This is a genomic window from Neisseria sp. P0006.S004 (assembly GCF_051963015.1).
Lineage (GTDB): Bacteria > Pseudomonadota > Gammaproteobacteria > Burkholderiales > Neisseriaceae > Neisseria.
Genome location: NZ_JBQCUS010000005.1, coordinates 121,529 through 146,749 on the forward strand (window position 1 = coordinate 121,529; position 25,221 = coordinate 146,749).

The window sequence follows — 25,221 nt, forward strand, 5'->3', positions numbered from 1 at the left end:
AGACGGCCTTACATTTCGTACGCAGCCATGGTGGTGCGGTAGATTTCGTCGTCGGAGCATAAGGTTTCGACATGTTTGTGCAGGGCTTTGCCCATTTGACTGCGCAACTCTGGATGCTTGATGAGTGTATCGACGGCTTCGATAAACGCTTCGTCATCGCCGAAAGGAATGCAGTAGCCGGTTTGGCCGGTGATGACCATTTCGGAAATGCCCGCCATGTTGTAGGTCACGACAGGCGTGTCGTAAAGGCCGGCTTCCAAAATATTGTTGCCGACACCTGCGCCGTGGTCGCCTACGCAATGCGGCGTGTTCACCAAAATATCGACTTCTTTGAAGTAGCCGGTCAAGTCGCGGACACCGCCGAGGAAGGTGACTTTGTCTTCAATGCCCAAACGTTTGGCTTGGGCTTTGAGGTTGTCCATTTCTTCGCCGATACCTGCAACGTTGAGGCGTACAGGCATACCGCGGTCAACCATTTTCTTCAAAATATCCAACATCAGATGCACGGCGCGGACGGTGTCCAAACGGGAAAGCGTGCCCAGTTGGACATAGTCTTTGACCGTTTTTTCAGGAACGAAATCTGCTTTGTGCAGGGCGTTGTAAGTGTAGGTGATGCGGTTGGCAGGGAAACCGTAACGGATGAGTTTTTCGCGTTCGTGTTTGCAGTTGCCGATGATGTACACGCCCAGCTTATCGAAAAGCTTGGCAATTTTCGGATAAGTTTCCGGATCAAGGCCGCGCGCGTGGTAGAACACTTTGGTTTTCGGCGAGGCAAACTTGGCCGCAATGGCGCAGGCCGGAACGATACGCGCCATTTGGCAGTGAATCACATCAGGTTTCTCTTTTTTCAGCAGTTTCATATAGGCAAACATGCCTTTGACGTAACCCAATAATCCGCCTTGGTAAAAATCAATCGGCTGCCAACGGATGCCCAATGCTTGCGCTTCCTGAATCAAAGGGCCGTCTGAAGAGGCCAATACGATATCGTGTCCGCGTTGTTTGAGCAGGCGGCCGAGGCGGAAAGTGGCGTTTTCAGTGCCACCGAGGCCGGACATGGAAGTAGTCAGGATGATTTTCATGATGGTTTCTTCGTATCGTATAGTGTTTCATTGTATGCGTAAGCGGCCATATCTTTCAGCTTGGGCGCAACAAATACGCTGTAAATAAAAATCAGCAGGCAGGGCAGCCAGATAAACGGCATACGCAAAATGGTGGACGGAATAAAACCGGCCAGCAGGAAAATGCCCAAGGCAACCCAAGCCAAAACGCGCGATTTGCCGGTTACTGCGCGGTTTGAGGTGGTGTAGAGGAAATAACACGCCACAAAGGCAATAAAGCCGAGTAAGGAAATCATGCCGAAACCCAGATACAGCTCGATGATGAAGCTGTGCGGGTTTTCAAAGCCCAAGCTGCCGCTCAAATGGCCGCCGAAATATTCGCGGAAGTTTTTAGGACCGTAGCCGGTCAGCAGCAGGGGCGGATTGTTCCAGAAGTAGTTGTAAATCTCCTGACGGTAGGACACGGAGTTGTCGCTGCCTAAGTCGTACAGGAAGAGGTACACGCGGCTAGAAAAGCGTTCCAAAAACTGGTTGCCGTTGAGCGACAGCAAAAATTCCGCAATCGCGCGTGATGGAATCATCGACAACACCAACGCCAGCAAACCAGCGACGCCGACCGTAATAAAACCGTTTTTGCGATAGGCTGTATAAACCAACAAAATCAACAGGTAACAGCCGATGGCGGTACGCGATACGCTGGCGAAAATGGCCATGCCCAACAGCAGGAACAAACCCCAGCCCAGCAGTTTTTCTTTGTGTTTTCGTCCTTGGAGTTGGAAGAAAAACAAAATGGCAGGCGCAAGGCAGACCGCGGTGGCGGCAAGGTTGTTCGGGTTAAAGAACAAGCCTTTGAGCGAGCCTTCATCAATAGCCAACTCATCGCTGGCACTCACAAACTGAATACCGGTGGCCAGCTCTGCAAACGGCGGTACGGCGATAAACAGCGTAAATACGATGAGGAACTTCTGAATCGTTCCCAAAGGGTCGTCGGCGCGCTTCAATACTTGGTAAAACAAGTAGAAGAAAGCCGGAACCGCCATAAAAAACAAAATATCCATGTACTGCGTCGGTGTCAGCGACGTAATGCCCATATGGATGGCAGGCCAGATGCACATAGCGGTCAGGGCGCAGAGCATGGCAAAAATCTTGCGCGGAATATGCTTGCTTTCCAGAAAAAATGCGACAAAACCAAGCAGTACAAATATCAGGGTCAGCGGGTTGTCGATACGCGGTACGCCGACCTTAAAGGACAGCGCGGGCCCCAGCATATAGGCTGCGAGCATGATGTATAGGATGTAAGTGTATAAGTTCAGACGTTTTATTTTCATAGTCGTTCTGTTGTTATCGTAGAGACGTGAATCTCAGGTTGGCTATTTTGCCGAACGGTTTAATTTGGCTTTGATTTTTTCGGTCGCGGCAAATAGTGCGTGTTTGTATTTTAGGAACAGGAAACCCAGTCCGACTGCCCATGCCAGCGCAAACCAAATGTAGTTGTCGCGCGTACCCAGCCAAGTGTAGGCAAGGCAGATCATCAGGCAGAGCGTTGAGTTGGTATAAATCTTCAGGCGCGGCAAAGGCTGCCACAGGCGTGAAGAGAATTCGGTTTTCAAGATGAAAAACAGCCAAAAAGCCGTTGCGCTGGCCATAGCCGCACCTTTTGCACCAAATTTCGGCACCAGCAGATAGAGCAGGGCGGTATTGGCGATAAAGGCAACGATGTTGATGACGGTAATCAGCCAAGTCGAGCGGACGACGTTCAAACCGATGCCGCTGACTTCGGTCAGCGTGTAAAACAGGGGGAAGAGCATACACGAGAGCAGGATAAATTGAACCTGCGTGTATTTTTCCGGCAGTATCCAGGTCGCCATCGGCGAAAAAATCCCGATGAGGCAAATCATTGCGCTGATGAGGACGGTCATGGAAAGCGTGATGTCGCCGATTTTGTCCAGATTGGTGTTTTCTTCTACCCATTTGAACACCAAAGGCGCCCAAATGGTGGAAAACACGCTTTGGAAAATCAGGGCGACGGCGCCAAAGCTGACTGCCATCGAATAAATGCCCAATTCGTCCAAACCCGAGATGTTTTTGAGGACGAAGCGGTCAATCGAAGTCAGGCCCCAATAGGCTAAGTTGCCGAATGCCAGCGGCAGGCCGTAGCGCAGGCCGTCCCGATGCAGCTCGGACGACCATTTCGCATGGGAAACGGCTTGCAGGTCTTGGCGCAGCTGATATATCAACAGTACAACGGTCAGCACTTGGGCTGCGGTGTAGGCAAAGACCAGCGAAGTGGTATTGGCAGGCAAGCCGGAAGCGATCACGGCAAAAACCAACACCAAAATCAAGAATTTCGGCGCAAGCTGGCTGACGGAAAAAGCCAATGCCTGCTCTTTCATCCGCAAAATCAAGGCTAAAAAACGGATAATCAGCGTGGTGGCCAAGAAAATCAGAAAGAGAATCCCCAAATTTGCACTGGGGATGTCAAAAATGATTTCAGACGGCCATGATGCGTTTATCAGTAACACTAAAACCACAACCGCCATAGTCAGAAGCAATGGCGATAAAAAAACGGATTTGAACAGCGCGGCCTTGTCTTTAACGGCGTAATAGTCGCGAATATAGGATTGGTCCAGCCCCAAGCCCAGCAACAGGATGCTCAGTCCGGCAATGGTCTGCAAGAGTACGATACGGCCGATGTCTTCCGCAGGGAAGTACCATGAGATGAGCGGCAGGGAAAGCAGGCCAAAAGCGGCGCTTCCTATCGGGCCCAATGCGTAGCCGAGGATTTTTTTCGCGTTCATATTATTTGTTTTCAGACGGCCGGAAGTTCGAGCTGAGCGTTTTTCGTAAGAGATGCGTTGTTACCGTTGCCGGTTTGCCAAGGCCGTCTGAAAAAAACAAATGGCCTTGGGAAACCGGCCGCCGTCCCGGTCGGGGAAACCGGAGGCAGCCGGATGCGTCTGAATCAAGATTATGCTTTGATGACTTTAGGATTTTTCACTGGGAATTTGCCGCGTGTATCGACAATCAGCTTGGCATGTTCGGTGATCATGTCATAGTCGAATTTGTCGTGATCGGTGGTCAGAACCACACAATCGTATTGGGCGACAATTTCAGGGGTCAGCGCTTCGCTCTTCAGGTCGAAGTAGTGATGGCCGGGGATATGTGGGAACTCTGGAACGTGTGGATCAGAGTAGGAAACCACTGCGCCCAGTTTGTGCAGGCGGTCCATAACTTCCACAGACGGGCTCTCACGCATATCGTCTACGTTTTTCTTGTAGGCGATACCCAATACCAAGATTTTGCTGTCTTTGATGGAACGGTTGTGGTCGTTCAAAGCCAGGCCGACTTTTTCGATAACGTAGTCGGGCATGTGGGAGTTCACTTCGCCTGCCAGCTCGATGAAACGTGTGTTTACACCGTATTCGCGTGCTTTCCAAGTCAGGTAGAACGGGTCGATAGGGATACAGTGGCCGCCCAAGCCAGGGCCTGGATAATAAGCAACGAAGCCGAACGGTTTGGTTGCAGCGGCATTGATGACTTCGTGAATGTCGATGCCCATTTTGTCGGCAACGATTTTCATCTCGTTCACCAAACCGATGTTTACGGCGCGGTGGATGTTTTCCAGAAGTTTGGTCAGCTCGGCAGCTTTGGTGGAGCTTACTGGAACAACTTTATCGATGGCAGGTTGGTACAGCGCAAGGCCGACTTCCAAACACGCTGGGGTATGGCCGCCGATGACTTTTGGAATGGTACGGGTTTCAAAGTTAGGGTTACCCGGGTCTTCACGCTCAGGAGAGTAAACCAAGAACACGTCTTGACCGACTTTCAAGCCGCCTTCTTCCATGCGTGGCAGCAATTCTTCTTCGGTAGTGCCGGGGTAGGTGGTGGATTCCAAAGACAGCACTTGACCGGCGCGCAGGTAAGGTTTTACCGCATCGGTAGTGTCGATCACAAAGCTCATATCCGGCTCGCGGTATTTGTTCAGCGGAGTCGGTACGCACAAAATGACGGCTTCTACTTCGCCGATGCGGGAGAAGTCGGTCGTTGCTTCAAACAGGCTGTTGGAAGCAGCGGCAATTTTGTCGGAAGAGATATGTTCGATGTAGCTTTCGCCTTTGTTGAGCTTGTCGACTTTGTTGGTGTCAATGTCGAAACCCAAAACTTGGTAACCGATATCCACATAGCGCAGCATCAGTGGTAAACCGACGTAGCCTAAGCCGACGATGCCGATTTTTGCGGTCTTATCGGCGAATTTTTGTATCGTAATGTTTTTCATGATGTCTTTCGTGTAATGAATGAGTAAATCGGGAGTGTTTGCCCGATGCCTGAGTTGTTTGCTGCAACCGCATAGCCATAGCCGGCTGCCGTATCGTGTGAAGCCTTAAAACCATACTTATAATTACATTAGACAAAATCATAAGCACTTATCTGATTCGTCTCAATCAAAAAAGTTTAACGGTCGTTCAGACGGCCTCTATGGTATGGAAACGGTATTTTTGAATGCTTAATTTTTAGAAATTACATTCAACCACATGTTTTGATTTTAGATATTGTTTTGTCAAATGTATGATTCATGAAATGAAACTACCGTTTATGCCGTTTAAAACCCTTCTAGAATAAAAACTTTTAATAAATTTTCGTAGCTTAACTTATCTTAATAATCCATTATTTCGTGATGAAAAAAAGGAAAATTTGTCGACAATCGGCTTGAGGATAGTTAACTTAAGTCAAAGTTTTAAATTGGAATACGCTAAAGTCATTATAATATATTGACGAAAAAATTACATTTATTGCTATGTAAATGATAGATATATCCTATTAAAAGTGGTTTGATTATTAAATTGAGGCAATTAGACGGATTTTTTCCGGAGAACCCATTTAATGTCCTGCCCGATGATTTCTACTGATTGACTTTGCCAAGGGCCGTCTGAAAGTAGGGCGGTCGGATTTTCAGGAAGGGAGAAAAGAGGTTTGCCTGCGCCCAATAGTTTCGGCGCTTGGTAGAGGACGATTTCATCCACCAAGTCATCCTTCAGGAAGGCTGAGGCAAGTGTTGAGCCGGCTTCTACCAGAACTTCGCCAAAGCCAAGCTCTGCCAGTTGCGGCATGAGTGAAAGAAGATTGATGCGGCCGTTGATGTGTTCAGACGGCCTGATGATGCGGATATGTTCAAATTTACCCAGCGCCTGCAAACGTTGTTCGTCTGAGGAAAGGGTAACGATAATGGTCGGGCTTTCGGTATCGGTCACGAGGTGGCAGTCCAAAGGGATTTGCAGTCGGCTGTCCAAGACGATACGCGCAGGTTGGCGCAGGGTGGGGAAGCTACGGACGTTGAGTTTCGGGTTGTCGGCAAGTACGGTACCGATACCGGTCAAAACGGCGCAACTTTCGGCACGGAGAATTTGTACGTCTTCGCGTGCTGCTTCGCCGGTAATCCAAAAGCTGCGACCATCTGAAAGGGCGGTTTTACCGTCCAAACTGGCGGCGCATTTGAGGCGGACAAACGGTCTGCCGCGTTCGATACGCGACAGGAAACCGCGGTTGAGCTCGCGCGCCTGCGCTTCTAACAAACCGCTTTCGGTACGGATTCCGGCGGCTTCCAGCATAGATAAGCCTTTGCCTGCGACCAACGGGTTAGGGTCGGTCATGGCGGTGACCACGCGCGTTACGCCGGAATGAACCAGCGCTTCGGCACATGGCGGTGTACGGCCGTAATGGCTGCAAGGTTCCAGCGTGACATAGGCTGTTGCGCCTTTTGCCGCCGCTCCGGCCTGCCTCAACGCGTGGACTTCAGCGTGCGGCTCGCCTGCTTTGACGTGGAAACCTTGACCGATGATTTGGGCGCCGTGTGCAATTACGCAACCGACGCGGGGATTGGGGGAAGTAGAAAACCGCCCAAGCTTTGCCAGCTCGAGGGCGGTTTGCATCATTTGGGTATCAAGTGCGGAAAACATGGTTTTAGACGACCTTATTTGGCTTTGCATTCGGCAATGACTTGGGTGAATTCGGATACGTCTTTAAAGCTTTTATAGACGGACGCGAAGCGGACATAAGCGACTTGGTCGATTTTTGCCAGCTCTTCCATCGCCATTTCGCCGACGATGCGCGAAGCAATTTCTTTTTTGCCCAAACGGTAGAGGCGTTGCTCAATAAGAGCAACGGTTTCATCGATTTGTTCTTGTGTGACAGGGCGTTTGTGCAGCGCGCGCTCAAGGCTGGTCTGCAGTTTGTGCGCATTGAAGGGAACCCGTGTGCTGTTGGATTTGATGACTTGCGGCATCCGCATTTCAACGGTTTCAAAAGTGCTGAAGCGTTGTCCGCATTCCAAGCATTTGCGGCGACGGCGGATGCTGTTGGTGTCTTCCAGCCATCGCGAGTCGGTTACTTGAGTGTTGGGGTGTTGGCAAAACGGGCACTTCATCGGGTTTCCTTGTCATACGCTCGGCAAGGTCGCTAAGCAATTGAATTTATTGTTTGTGAACTATTATTGTAGCGGATTGCGTTATTTTCGTATAGTAAAGGCTTTTGCGTAGAATTTAGGTATAAAAAGGCCGTCTGAAAGGGCAACTTTGGCGAAGTCGGGCTTTTCAGACGGCCTTGAGTTTTTCAGTCAATCAACCGTTAAACCGATACGCCGACGGCACGGGCGATTTCCAAACCTTCTTCCGCACTCATATAAACCGGATTTTCGGGGCGGTCGCTGAGGACAATGTCGCCGTCTTGAAACATCACCAATTCATTGACTGCCAATTGCGACCAGGTTTCATCTCGCGTCAGGGGCAGGGTGGCGATGACGGAAACTTTATCGTTCGGGGTGGTCACTTCTGAAAAATCGACCATGACATCATCGTCCAGCAAACGCGCTTTGCCAAACGGGGCTTTGCGCACGATGTAGTGCAGTAAGGTACTGGCGTGGGCAAACAGGCAGTCGCCGTTGGACATCACGAAATTAAACAAGCCATAGCGGCGGATTTCATGGGTCAGGCCGGCGATGGCATCAAACAAAACTTCAGGTTCGGGCTTGGTGGCAAAGCGGCTGCGCAGGCGGTTGAGGATAAAGCAGAACGCGCGTTCGGAATCGGTCGTGCCGACGGCATGGTAGTACTCGCCCTGCTCAGGAAAAAAATCAATCAAATGGCCGTTGTGGGCAAACAGCCAATATTCGCCCCACATCTCGCGCATGAAGGGATGAGTGTTTGCTAGTGAGGTCTGGCCTTGTGAGGCCTTGCGGATATGGGCGATAACGTTTTCAGATTTGATTTGGTAGGCGCGCACCAAGTCGGCAACGGGAGAGTTGGCGCTGGGCTTGTCGTCGTGAAACAAGCGCACGCCTTTGCCTTCAAAAAAACCGATACCGAAGCCGTCGGCATGGTGGTCGGTAATGCCGCCACGACGGCGGAAGCCTTCAAAAGAAAACATGATGTCTGTGGGAGTGTTGCAATTCATGCCGAGCAGTTGGCACATGGCGTTAACCTTTATTTTTGGGGTATTTATAGGGTTATTATGGTGTATCGGGCAGGCAGTTTCAATATGTAGAGTGTGATATGTTTATAACTGTCTCATACTTGGCGGGCCGTCTGAAAAATTGCTGTCAAAAATTCAGACGGCCTTAAAGTGTTCCCAGACCGGGCGGCATTGTTCGGGTAAGTCGGGACAGGCGCCGAGTATGCCGCCGCTGAAGTCGTTGGGGCGGTGGAAGTCGCTGCCTGCGCTGGCGAGAAAGTCGAAGCGGTCGGCAAGCAGGGCATAGTTGAGGCGGTCGTTTTTGCAGCAGTTGCCGCTGTGCACTTCAATTCCTGCGCCGCCGAGATTTTTAAATTCTTGAAACAGGTTTCGTTTGGCGGTGGCGGATAATTCATAGCGCATCGGGTGGGCAATAATGGCCATGCCGCCTGCGCCTGTAATCGCGGCTACACAGTCTTCCAGTGTGGCCCATTCGTGTTTGACGGAACAGGATTTGCCGTCGCCCAGATATTTGGTAAATGCCTGCTGTTTGTTTTTGACATGGCCTTCGCGGATGAGGAATTCGGCAATGTGGGTGCGGCTGGCCATTTCTTTGTTGGCAGCTAATGCCAGCGCGCCTTCATACGTGCCTGTTATGCCTTTTTTCTCCAATTTGGCGGCGATGGCTTCCAATCGTTTCAGACGGCCTTTGCGGACTTCGGCAAGCAGGCTTTGCAGGGTTTCGTTGTGTTCGTCAAAGTCCAAGCCGACAACGTGGATGGTGCGGCCGCGCCAAGTGACGGATATTTCCACGCCGTTGACGAAGGAGAGGCCGAGGGTATTGGCTTCGGCGCGCGCTTCGGCAAGTCCGCCGGTATGGTCGTGGTCGGTCAGGGCGAGTAGGGTGCAACCGTTTTGACGGGCGAGTCGGACGACTTCGGTTGGGGAGAGCATGCCGTCTGAAACGGTCGAATGGCAGTGTAAATCAATCATGGTTTTGCTTTGAATTTTCTTAAAAAAGGCCGTCTGAACGTTTCAGACGGCCTTACTTTAGAACATTAGAACAGAGAGTCCAGTTGTTGTCTGTTATTGTTGCCGGTATTGCTTGGCAGAACTGGGGTTTCGTCTGATTCTTCACGGGCTGGCGCATTGCCGCTCTCGGTGCGGCGGCGGTTTTCATTCGGAACCGCGCGACGGGCAGGTTGAGCGGGACGCGGTGCAACGCCGCTGTTGTCCAAGGCCAGGTCGGAGCTGGTGGTCATGCGTTCGCGCATATACACTTCGCCGCCGTTCGAAACCACGCCCTCAGGGGCTTTCATCGGTTTGACGCTGGTGCCTTTCAGGGCAAAGCGCATGTATTCTACCCATACCGGTACGGCGATTGTACCACCGTAACCTGCACGACCCATGCTGCGCGGTTTGTCAAAGCCGATATAGACGGCAGTCACAACGCTAGGGTTGAAGCCGACAAACCATGCGTCTTTGTTGTCGTTGGTGGTACCGGTTTTACCGGCGATGTCGGCGCGGCCGAGTGCGGCTGCACCGCGTGCGGTACCGACACGGACAACGTCCTGCATGATTTTGTACATGATGTAAGCGTTGCGCGGGTCAATGGCTTGAGGTGCGTTTTCACCGGCTACCAAAGGCTGCATTTGCGCTCTCAGACGGCCTTGGCTGTCGTAGATTTTGTCGATGACATAGGCAGATATTTTGTAACCGCCGTTGGCAAAGACGCTGTAACCTTCTGCAATACGCAACGGGGTGGTTTCGCCTGTACCCAAAGCCATAGACAGGCTAGCAGGGATTTCAGACGGCTTGAAGCCGAAGCGTTGGATGTATTGTTGCGCGTAACCGATACCGATAGACATCAGGATGCGGATGGACACCATGTTTTTCGAAGCGGTCAAAGCCTGGCGCAGCGTGATGTAACCGGAATAGCGGCCGTCTGAATTTTTCGGGTTCCACGCTTTGCCGTTTGCACCTTTGCCCGGCAGGGAAATCGGCGCATCGTTAATCATGGTGGAGGCAGTCATGCCTTTTGCCAAAGCGGCGGAATAAACGAACGGTTTGAACGTCGAGCCGGGTTGGCGCATGGCTTGAGTTGCGCGGTTGAAGGTTTTGCTGTGGTAGTCATAGCCGCCGACTAATGCGCGGACTGCACCGGTTTTCGCATCTAAAGACACCAATGCGCCTTGCAGCAAAGGCTCTTGAACGACGGTAAAGGTATCGCCGCTGCCTTTAACACGAATGACGGAGCCGCGGCGGATGCGGTCTTCGCCCATTTTTTCGTTGTTGACGGCACGGGCGGCAAAGCCTAAAGCGTGGCTGTTCAGCGTGACTTTACGGCCGCTCGGCAACTGAATCTGTACACCTTTGCGAGAAGCTTCTAATACAACCGCCGGAATCATTTTATCGACGGTGTAAAGTGTAGAAAGGTATTGACTGACGGTTTCTTCTACGTTGTCGCTTTTGCTCAGGTCAATGTAGTTTTCTGCACCGCGGTAGCTGCTGCCGCGGTCGAAGTTGCGCAGAACTTTACGCAGGGCTTCGGTGGCCACGCGCTGGTGTGCGGTGTCGACGGTGGTGTATACCTTGAAGCCTTGAGTGTAGGCATCTTCGCCGTATTTCTCAAACAGCTCTTGACGCACCATTTCGGCAACGTACAGGGCGCTTTGATCGATGTTTTGTACAAAACGCTCGTAATGCAACTCTTCTTTCAAAGCCTGATCGCGTTGCTGCAGGGTAATCATGCCTTCTTCCAGCATATTGTTCAGAATATAAGCCTGACGCAGTTTGGCACGCTCAGGGTTCACAATCGGATTGTAGGCGGAAGGGGCTTTGGGCAAGCCGGCCAGCATGGCGGCTTCGGCCAATGTTAATTCATTAACATTTTTATTGAAATAAATTTGGGCTGCAGATGCAAAACCATAAGCGCGTTGACCCAAATAGATTTGGTTGAAGTACAGCTCCAAAATCTTGTCTTTGCTCAAAGACTGCTCGATTTTGTAGGCCAACAGGGCTTCGTTGAATTTACGGGTGAACGAACGCTCGCTGCTCAGGTAGAAGTTTTTGGCAACCTGTTGCGTAATCGTACTGGCACCGGATTGGACGCCGCCGGCCATGACGTTGCCGATCGCGGCGCGCGCCACACCCCAAACGTCCACGCCCCAGTGGTCGTAGAAGCGTTTGTCTTCGGCGGCAATCACGGCATTTTTCAAAACTTTGGGAAAGTCACCGATTTTGGTGAATTCACGCCGTTGCTCGCCGTAAACGCCAATCACTTGGCCGTCTGAAGAATAAATCGTCAGCGGCATTTTGGGTTTGTAGTGTTGTAAAGTGTCCAAAGACGGCAGCTTCGGATAGGTGACCAAAATTGCAATTGCAATCAGCCCCACGCCGAAAAGAGCCAGTCCCAATAAGAGACCCAGGCAGGTCGTTATAATCTTTTTAATCATGACTAAGTAATAATTTGCCATTAATGGCGATAAATAAAGTAAAATGGGAAACGATTTCTATCAGCCACAGTCAATACTGTGTAAAGAATAAGAAGTCCTTTACGGATAACGAAACAGTTACTCACTCCTAAATGATACAGGGAAGTCAAATCATGCGCTTATTTAAAAGCACGAAAGATACCAAAACAGGCAAGGCTTCTAGCGGATTGAACAACCGCTCTGCTATCGGCGTCGACATCAGCCAACATGCCATTAAGATGGTACAACTGACAGGCCGTAGTTTAAACCAAATTCAGCTGGAAAAATACGTTATTACCAAATTGCCTAAAAATATTGTCAAAGGCAACAAAATTCAAGACTACGATCAGCTTGCTACTTACATCCAACATACTTACACACAATTACGCAGTTCTTGCAAAAATATTGTTGCGGCTGTACCACAAAATTTGGCAACAGTCGAGCAAATTATTTACAACCCGCGTGATACCGATCTGGACTTGGAAGAGTTTGTCGAAGCGGAAGTCGGCCAATTTGCGCCTATTGAAGAAATGAACTACGACTTTCAAGCCGAAGAAGTCGGTTCAGGCCAGCATGTTTTAGCTGTTGCTGCCAAAAAAGATGATGTCGAGCCGCGCATTGAAATGTTTGAGAATGCGGGCTTGCCTTTATCCGCTTTGGATTTGGACTTGCTGGCGCAACGCAATGCCTTTGTTCATTGGATGAATACGCATGCTCCCGAAATGGCAGAGGAAAAAGTTGCCGTGTTCGGCATTCATGCGACGCAAATGTATGCACTGATTCTGCAAAACGGCCGCATTCTCTATAAACAAGAAACTCCGGTCAGCACAGAGCAGCTCAATCAGCTGATTCAGCGTACTTATCAGGTAACGGAAGAAAAAGCCGCACAAATGATGGCTTCCCAAAACAAGCCTTCCGACTACCAGTCTCAGATTGCTGACCGTTTTAATGTGCAGGTTGCGCAAGAAGTTCAGCGTGTTTTGCAATTTTACTATACCACGCAGGCTACTGATTCTTTTCACAATATCAAACACATTCTGTTGACCGGCTTTACTGCGCAGCAGGCAGGTTTGGCAGAAAGCATTTTCTCGCAAACCAATACGGCAACAGAATATCTGCATCCGATTTCATATGTGGAACGCAGTGCAAAAGTAGAATTGCCGCAGTTTCAAATTGATGCGCCGTCACTGACTTTGGCGTTCGGATTGGCATTAAGGGGACTTTGAGAACATGATCGAATTAACCAGAATCAACCTTCTCCCGTATCGGGAAGAGATTAAACAGCGCAAGCAGCAGCAATTCAAAATATTGATGCTTGGTGCTTTTGCAGTGGGTTTAGGCTTGGCGGCCGCTACTTATCTCGGTATTGACAGCGCCATCCGCAATCAAGAAGGCCGCAACAACTTCCTGCAAACCGAAATCGACAGACTTGATAGAGAATTGGGCGAAATCGATAAACTTCAGCAAGAAAAAGAAGCCTTCTTGGCTAAAAAGCTGAAAGTTGAAGAGTTGCAGGAAAAACGCTATCAAGCGGCCTATATCCTTGATTCTTTGAATACGCTTACGCCCGATAATACTTATTTGACCGCGTTGGAAGCCGAAAGCCCGACCAGCTATAAAATCAGCGGTCATGCCATCAGCGACAATAAAATTGCCGTTATGATGCGCTCCCTGCCGAGTACAGGTATTTTCTTGCAGCCTGAATTGTTGAGTATTAAAAAAGTAGATAACTACCAAGAATTTACTTTGAAATCTTCAATCAACCAAGTAAATACACCGGCTCCTGCACCGACTGCCCAAAGCAGCGGTGAAATGGCCGAACCTGTGGCCGAACCTGCTCCGGAGGCTCAATAATGGCATCTAAAAACTTAAAACAATTGGACGTACAAAACCTGTACCTGCTCAATATGCCTTCAAAACTTTTGCTGGCAGGTTTATTGATTGTCGGTATGTTGGCTTTGGGCTATGTCGGCGTATTTAAAGATCAGATTGAAACCTTGAATACGCAGGAAGCCAAAGAAGAAGAGTTGAAGGAAACCTTTACGCGTAAAAGCATTCAGGCGGCAAGCTTGAACAATTTGAAAGCTGAATTGGCTTCAATTCGTTCTGCATTTGACGTTTTGTTGAAACAACTTCCAACCGACGCGGAAATTCCGAACCTGATTCAAGAGCTGCATCAGGCAGGTTCAACCAACGGATTGCGTTTGGACAGTGTTGCACCGCTCCAACCTGAAAACGATGGTCCGATTCAAAAACTGCCGTATCAGATTTCCATCACAGGCAAATACTCTCAGATCAGCCAATTTACCCGTGATGTAGGCGATTTGTCGCGCATTATTACTTTAGATTCTTTGAAACTCGTGAACGCAAGCGAGGATAAAGAAGGCAAAGGCAATAAAGGCGAATTGACATTGAGCGCGATTGCGACGACTTATAAAGCACGTCCGGCCGAAGAGATTGCTGCCGAATTGGCTGCGCAACAGGCACAAGAAGAAGGCAAACCTGCCGAGAATGAGCAAAAATAAAAGAATAGGGAAATCATGAAAAAAATCATCTTACTCTTAAGTCTTCTTCCCTTGGCAGCCTGTACGCAAAGCTATGAAGATTTGACTCAATGGATGACGCAAACCCGTCAGGAAGCAAAATCCAAGATTATTCCGTTTGAAGAGCCGACGGTTACATTGCCTAAGCCGTATAACCCGCCGAACTTTAAAGGCATGAATGCGTTTGATTCACGCCGTTTGGACACTGCCCCTAAAGGCGGCAATGCGCCGGATGTGAACCGTCCGAAAGAAACATTGGAAGCCTTCAGTTTGGAAAATATGGCCTTTGTCGGAACGCTGCAAAGTGGCGGCAAAGTTTCCGGATTTATCAAGGTCAACGACCATGTTTATACCGTTTATCCCGGAAACTACATCGGTCAGAATTACGGCAGAATCCAAAGTATTACCGAAGATAAAATTATCTTGACCGAGCAAGTTGAAGACAGCTACGGCAACTGGGTGTACCGGAAGGCCGAATTGCCATTGAGCAGTAAAGAGGCGGATTCTTCCAATAGCTCAGATAGTTCGAATTCAAATTAATTTAGGGGTCTCACTCAATTATGAAAACCAAGCACATGACAAAATTATTTGCCGGCTTCAGCGTTGCCCTCGCTGTTCAGACGGCCTTTGCAGGCAATATTACCGATATCAACGTTTCCACTTTGCCTGACAACCAAAAAATTATCAAAATCCGTTTCGACAAAGACGTCACTACACCTCATGGTTTTGTAACATCTACTCCGGCACGTATCGCATTGGATTTTACCAACACTAATATCCGTTTGCCTCAGCCTGTTTTGGAATATGCCGACCCATTGTTGAATCAAATTACTGCGGCGCAAAACAATGACCGCGCACGCGTGGTTTTGGGTTTGAACAAAATCAGCCAATACAATACTGAGATTCGCGGCAACGAAGTTTGGGTGTTTGTAAACGAATCTACTGACCAAACCAATGCGGCCGTTGCAAATGAACGTGTGGCTACGCCGTCTACTGCGCGTGCTGCTCAGACTTATCAAGCTGTTTCAGCAGCCAATATTGATTTCCGCAAAGGCGCACGCAATTCCGGCATTATTGAATTGTCTGCCCCGGGTTTCAGCGGACAGCCGGACATTAAACAGCAGCGCGACCGCGTGGTTGTGACATTGAAAAACCATACGCTGCCGACACAAGCGCAACGCAGTTTGGATGTGGCTGACTTCAATACGCCTGTACAAAACGTTACGCTCAAACGTATCGGTAATTCTACCCAGCTCATTATCCGCAACAATAATGCGAATTGGGACATCAATACCAAAGCCTCTTCCGGCCGTTTTGTATTTGAAGTATCGCCTAAAGCCGCCAATACCGAATCCGGCGGTTTGAATCAAAATGCAAACAAATCGTTCAAAGGCCGTAAAATTTCTTTGGATTTCCAAGATGTAGAAGTTCGTACCATCTTGCAGATTTTGGCAAAAGAATCCGGTGTGAATATTGTTGCCAGCGATACCGTCAAAGGCACCATGACCCTGTCCTTGAAAGATGTACCTTGGGATCAGGCTTTAGACTTGGTTATGCAGGCGCGCAATTTGGATATGCGCCGTCAAGGCAACATCATCAATATCGCACCTCGCGATGAATTGTTGGCAAAAGATAAAGCCTTCTTGCAGGCTGAAAAAGAGATTGCCGAACTGGGTCCGCTGTATTCTCAAACCTTCCAGTTGAAATACAAAAACGTGGAAGAATTCCGCAAAATTCTGCGCTTGGAAGAATACGACAGCAATAATTCCAATACCCGCAATACTCTGTTGAGCAACCGAGGCAGCGCCTTAATCGATCCGGCTACCAATACGCTGATCGTGACCGACAACCGCGGTGTGATTGAGAAATTCCGCAAACTGATTGATGAATTGGACGTTCCAACCCGTCAAGTGATGGTTGAAGCGCGCATTGTCGAAGCAGAAGATACCTTCTTCCGTAATTTGGGCGTTAAATTCGGTTCCGGTGGTGCGAGCGGCCGTAACGCATGGGGCAGCAACTGGAGCAATGCACAAACCAACTACAATACCAATGCCTCGTTTAACCGTGGCGATGTAGGCTACCGCACATGGACTTTGGATCCGAACGTCAGTCTGCCGACCGCAGCCGCAGTCAACAGCATTGCGCTGGTGCGTGCGTTCTCGTCCGGTGCATTGGGTTTGGAAATCAGCGCGTCTGAAGAACAAGGTAAGAGCAAAACTATTTCCAATCCGCGCGTGCTGACACAAGACCGCAAAGAAGCCAAAATTGAATCCGGTACGGAAATTCCTTACCAAGAAGCTTCTTCCAGTGGTGCGACTTCGATTACCTTCAAGAAAGCCGTTTTGGGCTTGACCGTAACGCCGAACATTACGCCTGACGGTCAAATCATCATGACTGTGAAGATTAATCGCGATACTCCGATCGACTGTACCGTGGATTCTCTGACAACCAAGTGTATCAACACCAAACACTTGAATACCCAAGCCATGGTTGAAGATGGCGGTACGCTGATTGTCGGCGGTATTTACGAAGAAGAAAGCACCAATGCAGTGAACAAAGTACCTGTTTTGGGCGATATTCCTGTTGTCGGCAATCTGTTCAAATCACGCGGCAAACGTGAAAACCGCCGTGAGCTGTTGATCTTCATCACGCCGCGCATTATGGATAATGTGGGTAACAATCTGCGTTACTAATTTTTAAAATGACAAACAGGCATATCTGCAAAGGTATGCCTGTTTTGGTTTTCAGACGGCCTGAGATGAAAAGGCCGTCTGAAAAACGACGAACTTTTCCACGAAACCGCCATATCGTATAAAATGACCCTCATGGAAAAAATCAACGGCAATTTAATTTTAATCGGGCTGATGGGCGCGGGCAAAACCACTTTGGGCAAGCAGCTTGCCCAAATGTTTGAATGCTCGTTTTACGACAGCGACTACGAAATCTGCACTTCTTCGGGCGTAACCATTCCGACCATTTTTGAGATGGAAGGGGAGGAAGGCTTCCGCAACCGCGAGACCAATATGCTGAAAAAGCTCGCTTCTCGGCGCAACATCGTTTTATCGACCGGTGGCGGCTCCGTATTGCGCAGTGAAAACAGGCAGATTCTGCGCCAAAACGGCACGGTTGTATATCTGCATGCCAGCCCCGAAACCTTGCTGGAGCGTACCCGTTACGACAGCAACCGGCCGCTGTTGCAAGTTGCCAACCCTTTGGCCAAACTGCAAGAGCTGTATGACCAACGCGATACGCTGTACCGTCAAACCGCCCATCTCGTCATTGAATCCGACAGCTGTCACAAAACGCTCAAACGCCTGATACAGGCTTTAGGCGAATAAATACGCTTTGCAAAGGAATACTATGCGCACACTGACTGTCCAAGCCCCGTCCCATCAATATCCCATCTTTATTGGGCATAAACTGATCGAGCAGGCCGATACGCTGCTTCAGCCCTATTTAGGCAAAAAAGCAGCCATCATTACCAACGAAACCGTTGCGCCGCTTTACCTCAAACAGCTTCAGACGGCCTTAGACAGACTGGGCGTGCCGCATTTCAGCATCATCCTTCCCGACGGCGAAGAATATAAGAACTGGCAGACGCTCAACCTGATTTACGATGGCCTGATGCAAAACCGTGCCGAACGCAAAACCACTTTAATCGCTTTGGGTGGCGGCGTGATAGGCGACATGGTCGGCTTTGCTGCAGCAACTTATCAGCGTGGCGCACCTTTTATCCAAGTGCCGACCACATTGCTCAGCCAGGTCGATTCCTCGGTCGGCGGTAAAACCGCCATCAACCATCCGCTCGGTAAAAACATGATTGGCGCGTTCTACCAGCCGCAAGCCGTTCTGGCCGATTTGACCGCCCTGCAAACGCTGCCGCAGCGCGAACTTTCTGCGGGTATGGCCGAAGTCATCAAATACGGTGCCTTGGGAGATGCCGAATTTTTTGCTTGGTTGGAAGAAAACATGGTCGACCTGATGGCGCAACACCAAGAAAAAATGGCAGAAGCCGTTTATCATTGCTGCAAAATGAAGGCCGATATTGTTGCCCAAGACGAAACCGAGCAGGGCATCCGAGCATGGCTTAATCTCGGCCACACTTTCGGCCATGCCATCGAAGCCGAAATGGGTTACGGCGTATGGCTGCACGGTGAAGCCGTTGCCGCCGGTTGCGTCCTCGCTTCCCGTTTGTCGCAAATCTTGGGCAAAACCCAACAAGCCGATACCGACCGCATTACCGCTTTAATGGAAGCCGCCTCCCTCCCGTCTGCACCGCCTGTTTTCTCCTTTGAAAAATGGATTGAACACATGAGCCACGACAAAAAAGTCAGCAGCAGCATCATGCGTTTTGTCGGCTTGGAATACTTGGGCAAAGCCAATATCACCGAAATTACCGATATGGAAATTCTCCGCCAAACCTTGCAGCCGTATTTGTGAGGAATGAATGAGGTTTGCTTTAAAATGTAAAAAGGCCGTCTGAAAGTCATTTTCAGACGGCCTTTGGTTTTAAAGCGTTTTGATTCATCGGCTTAAAGATAGATAAACCAATTTGAGCGGGTCAATTATTTAAAGTGTCTTTTTATCCAACTCGGCAATAATCAGCAAGCCGCTGTCAAAGCGTCGGCTGCCAGCCAGTTTCAGACGGCCTTGATGGCGTTTGACAATGGTGTCTGCAATGGACAGCCCCAGGCCGGTGCCTTGTTGCTCGGTGCCGAGAATGCGGTAGAAGGGGTCGATAACGCGTTGGCGTTCACTTGGAGGAATGCCGGGGCCGTCGTCTTCCACCCAAATGTTGAGGTATTCGGCGGTTTCATCAAAGCCTAAATCGATGCGGCCGCCTTTTGGGGTATAGCGGATGGCGTTGTCGGTAAAGGTTTTGATAAGGGTGTAGATTTCAGTGTCGTCGGCGTGGATTTGGCAGTCGTTTTCAACGGCGACGCCGATGTCTTGACCTTTGGCCAGCGCCAGCGGCATGAGTTCCTGCAAGACGCGGCGGAACTGGTTTTGCAGGCTGATCAGGGTTTTGGGGCGTTGAGTTTCGGGCGCTTGGGCGCGTGCGAGGGAAAGGAGTTGCTCGAGCAGGTGGCGGTTGCGCTGTATACTTTGTTGCAACAGGGAGGACTGCTCGCGCGCTTCGGCGGACAGCTGCATATTGTTGAGCCGCTCTGCCTGAAGGGAGAGGGCGGTCATGGGGCTGCGCAATTCGTGTGCGGCATCGGCGATAAAGCGTTGCTGTTGGCGGACGTTTTCGTCGGTACGCTGCAACAGGTTGTTGATGGCGACGACAAAGCCTTGGATTTCGCTGGGAATGTTTTGCGTGTCCATCGGCGAGAGGTCGTTGATTTGGCGCTGTTCCAAATCGTTGGACAGGGTTTTGACGGAACGCATGGTGCGGTGGGTAATCCAGACGGTGAGCAGGATAATCAGGGGCAGGGCGAGGAGCATGGGGAGGATGCTCTGCACGGCGGCCATTTCGGCCAGCTCTTCGCGGTAGTCGCTTTCCTGCATGACGGCGATGCGGCCTTGCTTGGTGTTGCGGGTATAAACGCGGTAGTAATCGTCGTCGTCATCGGCCTGAATGGTGTGCAGGCCGTCTGAAAGGCTGACAATGGGGTTGGGCGTATTGGGAAATTGAACGGAAATCTTGTTGTCGTTGTCGAGCGAGTGATTCTCGTCATCGGCATCGCTCGGGTCGAGATAGTTCGCGACTTGGCGCAACAGGTCGTCTTGAACCTCTTGGGTCTCGTGATAAGTATCGTAATATGAAAATATGCCTGCAAGAATGGAGAGGGGCAGGAGCATGCAGATCAGGGCGAGGCTGATCTTAACTTGCAGGGATTGTTTGATGGTGTGGATAAGGCGTTGCATGATTTGTGTGTTGATATTGTTGTGGTTTTTCAGACGGCCTGGTTGTTTTGTGCAACCAGCCAGCCGACCCCGCGGACGTTTTGAATCGCTTCTTTGCCGAGTTTTTTGCGTAAGGCGTGAATCAGGAAGTCAACGGCGTTGCTTTCGACTTCTTCACCCCAGCCGTAAATTTTGTCTTCCAAATCGCTGCGTGACAGAATCATGCCCGGACGCAGCAGCAGGGCTTGGAGGACGGCAAATTCTTTGTTGCTGAGCATGATGGCCTGTTCCTGCCCGACCACTTCCGCCTGATGGGTGGAAGGGTTGAGCGTGATGATGCCGTTGCTCAGCAGCGTTTGCGCCTGTCCGCCGTGTCGGCGCAATACGGCGCGCATACGGGCTTGCAGTTCCGCCATGTCGAAGGGTTTGACGATGTAGTCGTCTGCGCCGCCGTCTAGGCCGTTGAGGCGGCTGTGCAAATCGTCGCGCGCGGTTACGATTAAGACGGGGACGGTACAGCCGCCGTTGCGGATTTGCGCCAATACGTCCAAACCGTCTTTGCCGGGCAAACCCAAATCCAAGAGCAGCAAATCGTATGCTTGCGCCGCCACTGCTGCGGCAACTTCCGAACCGCGATTGACCCAATCGACAGCGTAGCCGGTGTCTTTCAGGTTGGCACTGATGGCTTGGGCAATCATGGCATCGTCTTCAACCAATAATACGCGCATGGAAGTTCTCCGGAGGATGGGTGGATAGTGATTATAACCGCACTCAATTAGTAAAAATTTAGGAAGGGTTGAAAAACTGATTTTTTGCAAAAGATGAGGCCGTCTGAAATTCGTATTTCAGACGGCCTGTATACTTCAATCCCGATTATTTAGGGTTTTTCTCAATCAAGGCAACCAATTGGTCGATATAGCCTTGAACAAAGCCGCGCGCGGATTCGATGAGCTGGCCGTTGTCGTCAAAAAGGGTAGGCGAGTTGCCGAGAAACACTTCCGGTTGGCCGGTCAGCGGCATATCGAAATACGAAAGGGCAAGGCGCAGATTTTTTTGCGCGCTATAACCGCCCATTTTGCCGACGGAATGGCTGATGATGCCGGCAGGTGTTTTTTTCCAGGCAACATCGGCATTGGGTTTGGAGCCAATGTCGATGGCGTTTTTCAGGCAGGCGGGGACGGTACGGTTGTTTTCGGAAGTCACGAACAATACGCCGGCAGAGGCTTTGATGGTTTCACGGAACTCGGTATAGCTGGATGGAGTGGGGAAGTCGGTAACGGCAGGATCGTCGTAGTCGAAGTTGTATAAAGGCAAATGGCCGATTTCGACGATTTGCGCTTCGTAGCCTTCGGGGAACATGGGAATGACGTTTTGTGCGATTTTTCGTGCAAACGAGCCTTTACGCAGACTGCCGACCAAGATGCTGACTTTCTTTGACATGTTTTTCTCCTGTTTAATAATAAAAATGAAAACAATTCTAAATTTTAGTGTTATCTGTGGAAGCGGTCAAGGTTTCAGACGGCCTGTCAAAATGGTTTATGCTAAAATAACGGTTTCGCTGATATTTCAAATTATTATGCACGCTTCTGATTCGCAAGAGGACGCAACGGCACACGAATACTATGCCGACAATCCCGACTTTCCAGCTAAAACCATTGTCGCCACCTTATTCATCGGCGCATTTTTCGGCTATCTCAACGATACGCTGCTGAATGTCGCACTCACGCCGATTATGAAAGATTTTGGTGTCGATAAGACCACGGTTCAATGGCTGACGACGGGCTTTTTGCTGGTCATGGGTGCATTTACGCCGATTACGGCAGGCGTGATTCAATGGTTTGAAACGCGCAAAATGGTGCTGTTTACGCAGGCAACGTTTTTAGCAGGATCGCTGATTTGCGCGTTTGCACCGACGTTTGGCGTATTGGTGGTCGGTCGGATGGTGCAGGCAGTGTCTGCCGCGTTTTTTGTCCCGCTTCTGTTTAACGGCGTGTTGTCGATTTTCCCTCCCAACAGGCGCGGAACGGCGATGGGTGTGATTACCATGATGTTTACCGCCGCGCCTGCAATGGGGCCGACGCTGTCAGGCATCATCATCGACCATACGCATTGGCGCGTGCTGTTCGGTTTTACCGCGCCGTTTATGTTGGCGGCGATGGTGCTGGTGGGCAAATATTTGACGGTCAATTTGAGCAACATCAGCCGTCCGAAAATCGATATGTTGTCGGCTGTGCTGTCGATTGCGGGCTTCGGCGGGCTAGTTTATGCGAGCAGTAATTTTGCCCATATGCCGCTACTGGAATTTATCCTGCTCTTTGCTGCTTCCGTCGTACTGGTGGGTTGGTTTGCGCACCGTCAGTTCCGTTTGGCTACGCCGTTGTTGAACCTTCGTGCGTTTGAATACAAACAGTTCAGATATTGCGTTGTGATTTTAGCCGGTGCGGTATTCCTGTTCTTGGGCTTGGAACTGATGGTGCCGATGTACACGCAGCAAGTGTTGATGCTGACCGGTACGGCAACCGGTCTGATTCTGATGCCTGCCAGTATTGCCCAAGCGGTTGCCGCGCCTTTGTTCGGTAAGTTGTTGGACAAAAAGGGCGGCCGCTTCGTCGTTTTGCCGGCAACAGTGATGCTGGTGGTGTCGCTGGCGGTATTGTGGCTGTTTTTGCGGATTGATACGCAGGTAGTGATGTTGACGGCGATGTTTACGCTGTTGGCGCTTTCCGTGTCTGCTTGTGTAACCGGCGAAACCCATGGTCTGAACGCGTTGCCGAAAACGCTCAATCCGCACGGTGCGGCGATTCTGACCACCATTAATCCGATTGCCGGTGCCATCGGCGCGGCGTTTTTCGTCGGTGCAACCAATATCGGCGAGAAATTTTCCAGTGCAGATATGCCGCAACAGGCAATGTTGGACGGTATCCATTTGGCGATGGGTTGCGCTTTGGTTGTCGGTGTTGTGGTTGTCATGTTTGCTTTGCGTTTGAAAGCGCATCAGAAATAAATAAAAGGCCGTCTGAAACGTTCAGACGGTCTAAGTATCTCGTAAGAATTTATAAGATTTTTGTAACACAATGAAGTTAAAAAGTATTTTATCAATCGGCCTGATGATGGCGGTTTGCCCGTCATGGGCTTTGGATTTCGGGCGTATTCCTGAAAATGAAATTTCCGTTTATGTGCAGGAATTGAACAGCGGCAAAGTGATTGCCGAACACCGTGCCGATGAATTGCGTAATCCTGCTTCGACCATGAAGCTGGTAACGGCGTTTACCGCGTTTCGTATGTTGGGCGGCGATTATCGTTGGAAAACTGAGTTTAAAACCAACGGCCCAATCAAAGGAGATACGTTGAAAGGTAATGTGTATTGGGTGGGGAGCGGCGATCCTGTGTTTGACCAGCATGATCTGGTGCAAATGCAGCAACAGATGCGCGATAAGGGCATACGCCATATTGACGGACATCTGATACTCGACCGCAGCCTGTGGGGCGATGTGAAGAATCCGGATGATTTTGCTTCCGATTCTGCCGAAAGCTTTATGACGCCGCCCGATCCCAATATGTTGGCGTATAAAACCGTTGAACTGCGTGCTGAAAAAGAAGAAGACGGAAGCTTGGTCATCCGTACCAATCCGCCGCTGCCGAATCTGAACATTCAAAACAAATTGACGCTTGAGAATAAAGAAGGGAAGTGCAGTGTTTTAAAAAACCACATGAAGACTTCCTATAAAAACAATACGCTGACCGTATCGGGCAAGCTGCCGGAAAGCTGCTTGGGCAAAGAACTGTATCTGAATATGTACAGCATGAAAGAATTTGTCGGCAAAAGTTTTGTGAACCAATGGCGTCAACAAGACGGTACGGTTTCAGACGGCCTGACAACAGGTGTCGCGCCTCATGACGCGCATATTTTGGCAAGTCATCAATCCAAACCGCTTGCCGATATCCTCACTGATATGAACAAGCATTCCAATAATCTGATTGCCCGTTCGGTTTTCCTTAAATTTGCCGGAAATATGTCTGATTACAAGCTGGCGCAGACTAAGGCCGCATCTATCGTAAAAAGCGAGCTGGCGGTTGCCGGTATCAATACGGAAGGGCTGGTGTTGGAAAACGGCTCAGGCCTGTCCCGCGTAGAACGGCTTAATGTGCGAATGATGGCGCAAATGTTGGAAAAAGCCTACTTCAGCCCGTTTAAAAACGAGTTTATCAGTACGCTGCCGATTGCCGGTAAAGACGGCACGCTTAAAACACGCTTGAAGCAGCCAGGTGAAAACCTGCGCCTCAAAACCGGTACGCTTAAAGATGTCCGCGCGCTGGCAGGGTATTGGTTGGGCGAAAAGCCGTTGGTGGTTGTCGTCATTATCAACAGCCAAAAGTCAACCGATTATTTACGCGACTTGGATAAGCTGGTGTCTAAAATTGTTCAGCCTGGTGGCGAACATTGGATTGATGCTAAGGCCTCCTGCATGATTAGGTATCAGGCTTGATAAGCTAAAAAAGGCCGTCTGAAAATGTATTGACGTTTTCAGACGGCCTTTGTGTAAGAGGGGGAGGTAAGTATTTATGTCTATTTTGAATAGACGATTTAGAAATTTGATGAATAAGCGTTTGGTGTAAATCCGCTTGAGATAGATGGTTTTATCTTCGGTATTTAAGACGTATGTTTTAAGTTTATTTCCGGCTTCTCTTGTCTAAATAATCAGGCTCTTTACAAAAAGGCATAGGATACAGACGAAAAAAATACCGGTAAAAACCGGTATTTCTTATTTTTAACTTGATGGCGCGGCGGACGGGGCTCGAACCCGCGACCCCCGGCGTGACAGGCCGGTACTCTAACCAACTGAGCTACCACCG

21 protein-coding genes are annotated in these 25,221 nt (G+C 49.9%); 9 read left to right on the top strand and 12 right to left on the bottom strand.

Going from position 1 to position 25,221, the window contains the following annotated elements:
* Window positions 1-8: 8 nt before the first annotated feature.
* The 9 genes from ACTHR2_RS08480 to ACTHR2_RS08520 form a co-directional block, all read right to left on the bottom strand.
* Entirely contained in the window at window positions 9-1,079 is a 1,071-nt protein-coding gene (locus ACTHR2_RS08480) for a glycosyltransferase family 4 protein (RefSeq protein ID WP_254347044.1), read from the bottom strand.
* Complete coding sequence (locus ACTHR2_RS08485; RefSeq protein WP_440375610.1) at window positions 1,076-2,386, bottom strand: O-antigen ligase family protein; 1,311 nt, start codon at window positions 2,384-2,386, stop codon at window positions 1,076-1,078. Before ACTHR2_RS08485 ends, ACTHR2_RS08480 begins: the two co-directional genes overlap by 4 nt.
* A gap of 42 nt (window positions 2,387-2,428) precedes the next feature.
* Window positions 2,429-3,856, bottom strand: coding sequence for an oligosaccharide flippase family protein (locus ACTHR2_RS08490; RefSeq protein WP_440375611.1), 1,428 nt, complete (start codon window positions 3,854-3,856; stop codon window positions 2,429-2,431).
* 170 nt (window positions 3,857-4,026) lie between these two features.
* The gene (locus ACTHR2_RS08495) at window positions 4,027-5,334 is read right to left on the bottom strand and encodes a nucleotide sugar dehydrogenase (RefSeq protein WP_440375612.1); all 1,308 of its coding nucleotides are present in this window, start codon (window positions 5,332-5,334) and stop codon (window positions 4,027-4,029) included.
* Between the two features lie 574 nt (window positions 5,335-5,908).
* On the bottom strand, window positions 5,909-7,012 hold the full coding sequence (gene ribD, locus ACTHR2_RS08500) for a bifunctional diaminohydroxyphosphoribosylaminopyrimidine deaminase/5-amino-6-(5-phosphoribosylamino)uracil reductase RibD (protein WP_440375613.1): 1,104 nt from the start codon (window positions 7,010-7,012) through the stop codon (window positions 5,909-5,911).
* A gap of 14 nt (window positions 7,013-7,026) precedes the next feature.
* Window positions 7,027-7,479 (bottom strand): transcriptional regulator NrdR, encoded by a 453-nt coding sequence (nrdR, locus tag ACTHR2_RS08505; protein ID WP_440375614.1) that lies wholly within the window; start codon window positions 7,477-7,479, stop codon window positions 7,027-7,029.
* 200 nt (window positions 7,480-7,679) lie between these two features.
* The gene (locus tag ACTHR2_RS08510) at window positions 7,680-8,522 is read right to left on the bottom strand and encodes a class II glutamine amidotransferase (RefSeq protein ID WP_371508960.1); all 843 of its coding nucleotides are present in this window, start codon (window positions 8,520-8,522) and stop codon (window positions 7,680-7,682) included.
* A gap of 135 nt (window positions 8,523-8,657) precedes the next feature.
* Window positions 8,658-9,494, bottom strand: coding sequence for a PHP domain-containing protein (locus ACTHR2_RS08515; protein ID WP_440375615.1), 837 nt, complete (start codon window positions 9,492-9,494; stop codon window positions 8,658-8,660).
* 65 nt (window positions 9,495-9,559) lie between these two features.
* Complete coding sequence (locus ACTHR2_RS08520; RefSeq protein ID WP_440375616.1) at window positions 9,560-11,956, bottom strand: penicillin-binding protein 1A; 2,397 nt, start codon at window positions 11,954-11,956, stop codon at window positions 9,560-9,562.
* A gap of 152 nt (window positions 11,957-12,108) precedes the next feature.
* Here ACTHR2_RS08520 and pilM point away from each other — a divergent pair, with 152 nt between their 5' ends.
* The 7 genes from pilM to aroB all read left to right on the top strand — a co-directional run bounded on the left by pilM (window position 12,109) and on the right by aroB (window position 18,957).
* Complete coding sequence (gene pilM, locus ACTHR2_RS08525; RefSeq protein WP_263338354.1) at window positions 12,109-13,200, top strand: type IV pilus assembly protein PilM; 1,092 nt, start codon at window positions 12,109-12,111, stop codon at window positions 13,198-13,200.
* Window positions 13,201-13,204: 4 nt separating this feature from the next.
* Window positions 13,205-13,828 carry a PilN domain-containing protein gene (locus ACTHR2_RS08530; RefSeq protein ID WP_063068256.1) on the top strand — a complete coding sequence of 208 codons (624 nt, stop codon included), beginning with the start codon at window positions 13,205-13,207 and terminating at the stop codon, window positions 13,826-13,828.
* Window positions 13,828-14,499: a type 4a pilus biogenesis protein PilO gene (locus ACTHR2_RS08535; protein ID WP_263338349.1), complete on the top strand. Its 672-nt coding sequence runs from the start codon at window positions 13,828-13,830 to the stop codon at window positions 14,497-14,499. Before ACTHR2_RS08530 ends, ACTHR2_RS08535 begins: the two co-directional genes overlap by 1 nt.
* Before the next feature lie 15 nt (window positions 14,500-14,514).
* Window positions 14,515-15,057, top strand: a complete 543-nt coding sequence (locus ACTHR2_RS08540) for a pilus assembly protein PilP (protein ID WP_049344277.1) — start codon at window positions 14,515-14,517, stop codon at window positions 15,055-15,057.
* 20 nt (window positions 15,058-15,077) lie between these two features.
* Complete coding sequence (pilQ, locus tag ACTHR2_RS08545; RefSeq protein WP_128580216.1) at window positions 15,078-17,210, top strand: type IV pilus secretin PilQ; 2,133 nt, start codon at window positions 15,078-15,080, stop codon at window positions 17,208-17,210.
* Between the two features lie 132 nt (window positions 17,211-17,342).
* Window positions 17,343-17,855 (top strand): shikimate kinase, encoded by a 513-nt coding sequence (locus ACTHR2_RS08550; protein WP_283255491.1) that lies wholly within the window; start codon window positions 17,343-17,345, stop codon window positions 17,853-17,855.
* Window positions 17,856-17,877: 22 nt separating this feature from the next.
* Window positions 17,878-18,957 (top strand): 3-dehydroquinate synthase, encoded by a 1,080-nt coding sequence (aroB, locus tag ACTHR2_RS08555; protein ID WP_263338333.1) that lies wholly within the window; start codon window positions 17,878-17,880, stop codon window positions 18,955-18,957.
* Window positions 18,958-19,086: 129 nt separating this feature from the next.
* On the opposite strand, the gene ACTHR2_RS08560 is transcribed toward aroB, so the two are convergent.
* The 3 genes from ACTHR2_RS08560 to ACTHR2_RS08570 form a co-directional block, all read right to left on the bottom strand.
* On the bottom strand, window positions 19,087-20,388 hold the full coding sequence (locus ACTHR2_RS08560) for a sensor histidine kinase (RefSeq protein WP_440375617.1): 1,302 nt from the start codon (window positions 20,386-20,388) through the stop codon (window positions 19,087-19,089).
* A gap of 29 nt (window positions 20,389-20,417) precedes the next feature.
* On the bottom strand, window positions 20,418-21,095 hold the full coding sequence (locus ACTHR2_RS08565; RefSeq protein ID WP_263338326.1) for a response regulator: 678 nt from the start codon (window positions 21,093-21,095) through the stop codon (window positions 20,418-20,420).
* Between the two features lie 145 nt (window positions 21,096-21,240).
* Window positions 21,241-21,807 (bottom strand): NADPH-dependent FMN reductase, encoded by a 567-nt coding sequence (locus ACTHR2_RS08570; protein WP_070829674.1) that lies wholly within the window; start codon window positions 21,805-21,807, stop codon window positions 21,241-21,243.
* Window positions 21,808-21,943: 136 nt separating this feature from the next.
* Between ACTHR2_RS08570 and ACTHR2_RS08575 the strand changes: the two genes are divergently transcribed.
* Entirely contained in the window at window positions 21,944-23,371 is a 1,428-nt protein-coding gene (locus tag ACTHR2_RS08575; RefSeq protein WP_263338322.1) for an MFS transporter, read from the top strand.
* Window positions 23,372-23,441: 70 nt separating this feature from the next.
* Window positions 23,442-24,854 carry a D-alanyl-D-alanine carboxypeptidase/D-alanyl-D-alanine endopeptidase gene (dacB, locus tag ACTHR2_RS08580; RefSeq protein WP_263338319.1) on the top strand — a complete coding sequence of 471 codons (1,413 nt, stop codon included), beginning with the start codon at window positions 23,442-23,444 and terminating at the stop codon, window positions 24,852-24,854.
* Window positions 24,855-25,221 lie beyond the last annotated feature (367 nt).

Bases quoted from the DNA above. Each gene is read 5' to 3' on its own strand.
- ACTHR2_RS08520 (WP_440375616.1), bottom strand. From the start codon at position 11,956: ATGATTAAAAAGATTATAACGACCTGCCTGGGTCTCTTATTGGGACTG.
- ACTHR2_RS08550 (WP_283255491.1), top strand. From the start codon at position 17,343: ATGGAAAAAATCAACGGCAATTTAATTTTAATCGGGCTGATGGGCGCG.
- ACTHR2_RS08575 (WP_263338322.1), top strand. From the start codon at position 21,944: ATGCACGCTTCTGATTCGCAAGAGGACGCAACGGCACACGAATACTAT.
- dacB (WP_263338319.1), top strand. From the start codon at position 23,442: ATGAAGTTAAAAAGTATTTTATCAATCGGCCTGATGATGGCGGTTTGC.
- ACTHR2_RS08570 (WP_070829674.1), bottom strand. From the start codon at position 21,807: ATGTCAAAGAAAGTCAGCATCTTGGTCGGCAGTCTGCGTAAAGGCTCG.
- ACTHR2_RS08515 (WP_440375615.1), bottom strand. From the start codon at position 9,494: ATGATTGATTTACACTGCCATTCGACCGTTTCAGACGGCATGCTCTCC.
- ACTHR2_RS08510 (WP_371508960.1), bottom strand. From the start codon at position 8,522: ATGTGCCAACTGCTCGGCATGAATTGCAACACTCCCACAGACATCATG.
- ACTHR2_RS08560 (WP_440375617.1), bottom strand. From the start codon at position 20,388: ATGCAACGCCTTATCCACACCATCAAACAATCCCTGCAAGTTAAGATC.
- ACTHR2_RS08535 (WP_263338349.1), top strand. From the start codon at position 13,828: ATGGCATCTAAAAACTTAAAACAATTGGACGTACAAAACCTGTACCTG.
- pilQ (WP_128580216.1), top strand. From the start codon at position 15,078: ATGAAAACCAAGCACATGACAAAATTATTTGCCGGCTTCAGCGTTGCC.
- ACTHR2_RS08565 (WP_263338326.1), bottom strand. From the start codon at position 21,095: ATGCGCGTATTATTGGTTGAAGACGATGCCATGATTGCCCAAGCCATC.
- ACTHR2_RS08540 (WP_049344277.1), top strand. From the start codon at position 14,515: ATGAAAAAAATCATCTTACTCTTAAGTCTTCTTCCCTTGGCAGCCTGT.
- ribD (WP_440375613.1), bottom strand. From the start codon at position 7,012: ATGTTTTCCGCACTTGATACCCAAATGATGCAAACCGCCCTCGAGCTG.
- ACTHR2_RS08490 (WP_440375611.1), bottom strand. From the start codon at position 3,856: ATGAACGCGAAAAAAATCCTCGGCTACGCATTGGGCCCGATAGGAAGC.
- pilM (WP_263338354.1), top strand. From the start codon at position 12,109: ATGCGCTTATTTAAAAGCACGAAAGATACCAAAACAGGCAAGGCTTCT.
- ACTHR2_RS08530 (WP_063068256.1), top strand. From the start codon at position 13,205: ATGATCGAATTAACCAGAATCAACCTTCTCCCGTATCGGGAAGAGATT.
- ACTHR2_RS08495 (WP_440375612.1), bottom strand. From the start codon at position 5,334: ATGAAAAACATTACGATACAAAAATTCGCCGATAAGACCGCAAAAATC.
- aroB (WP_263338333.1), top strand. From the start codon at position 17,878: ATGCGCACACTGACTGTCCAAGCCCCGTCCCATCAATATCCCATCTTT.
- ACTHR2_RS08480 (WP_254347044.1), bottom strand. From the start codon at position 1,079: ATGAAAATCATCCTGACTACTTCCATGTCCGGCCTCGGTGGCACTGAA.
- nrdR (WP_440375614.1), bottom strand. From the start codon at position 7,479: ATGAAGTGCCCGTTTTGCCAACACCCCAACACTCAAGTAACCGACTCG.
- ACTHR2_RS08485 (WP_440375610.1), bottom strand. From the start codon at position 2,386: ATGAAAATAAAACGTCTGAACTTATACACTTACATCCTATACATCATG.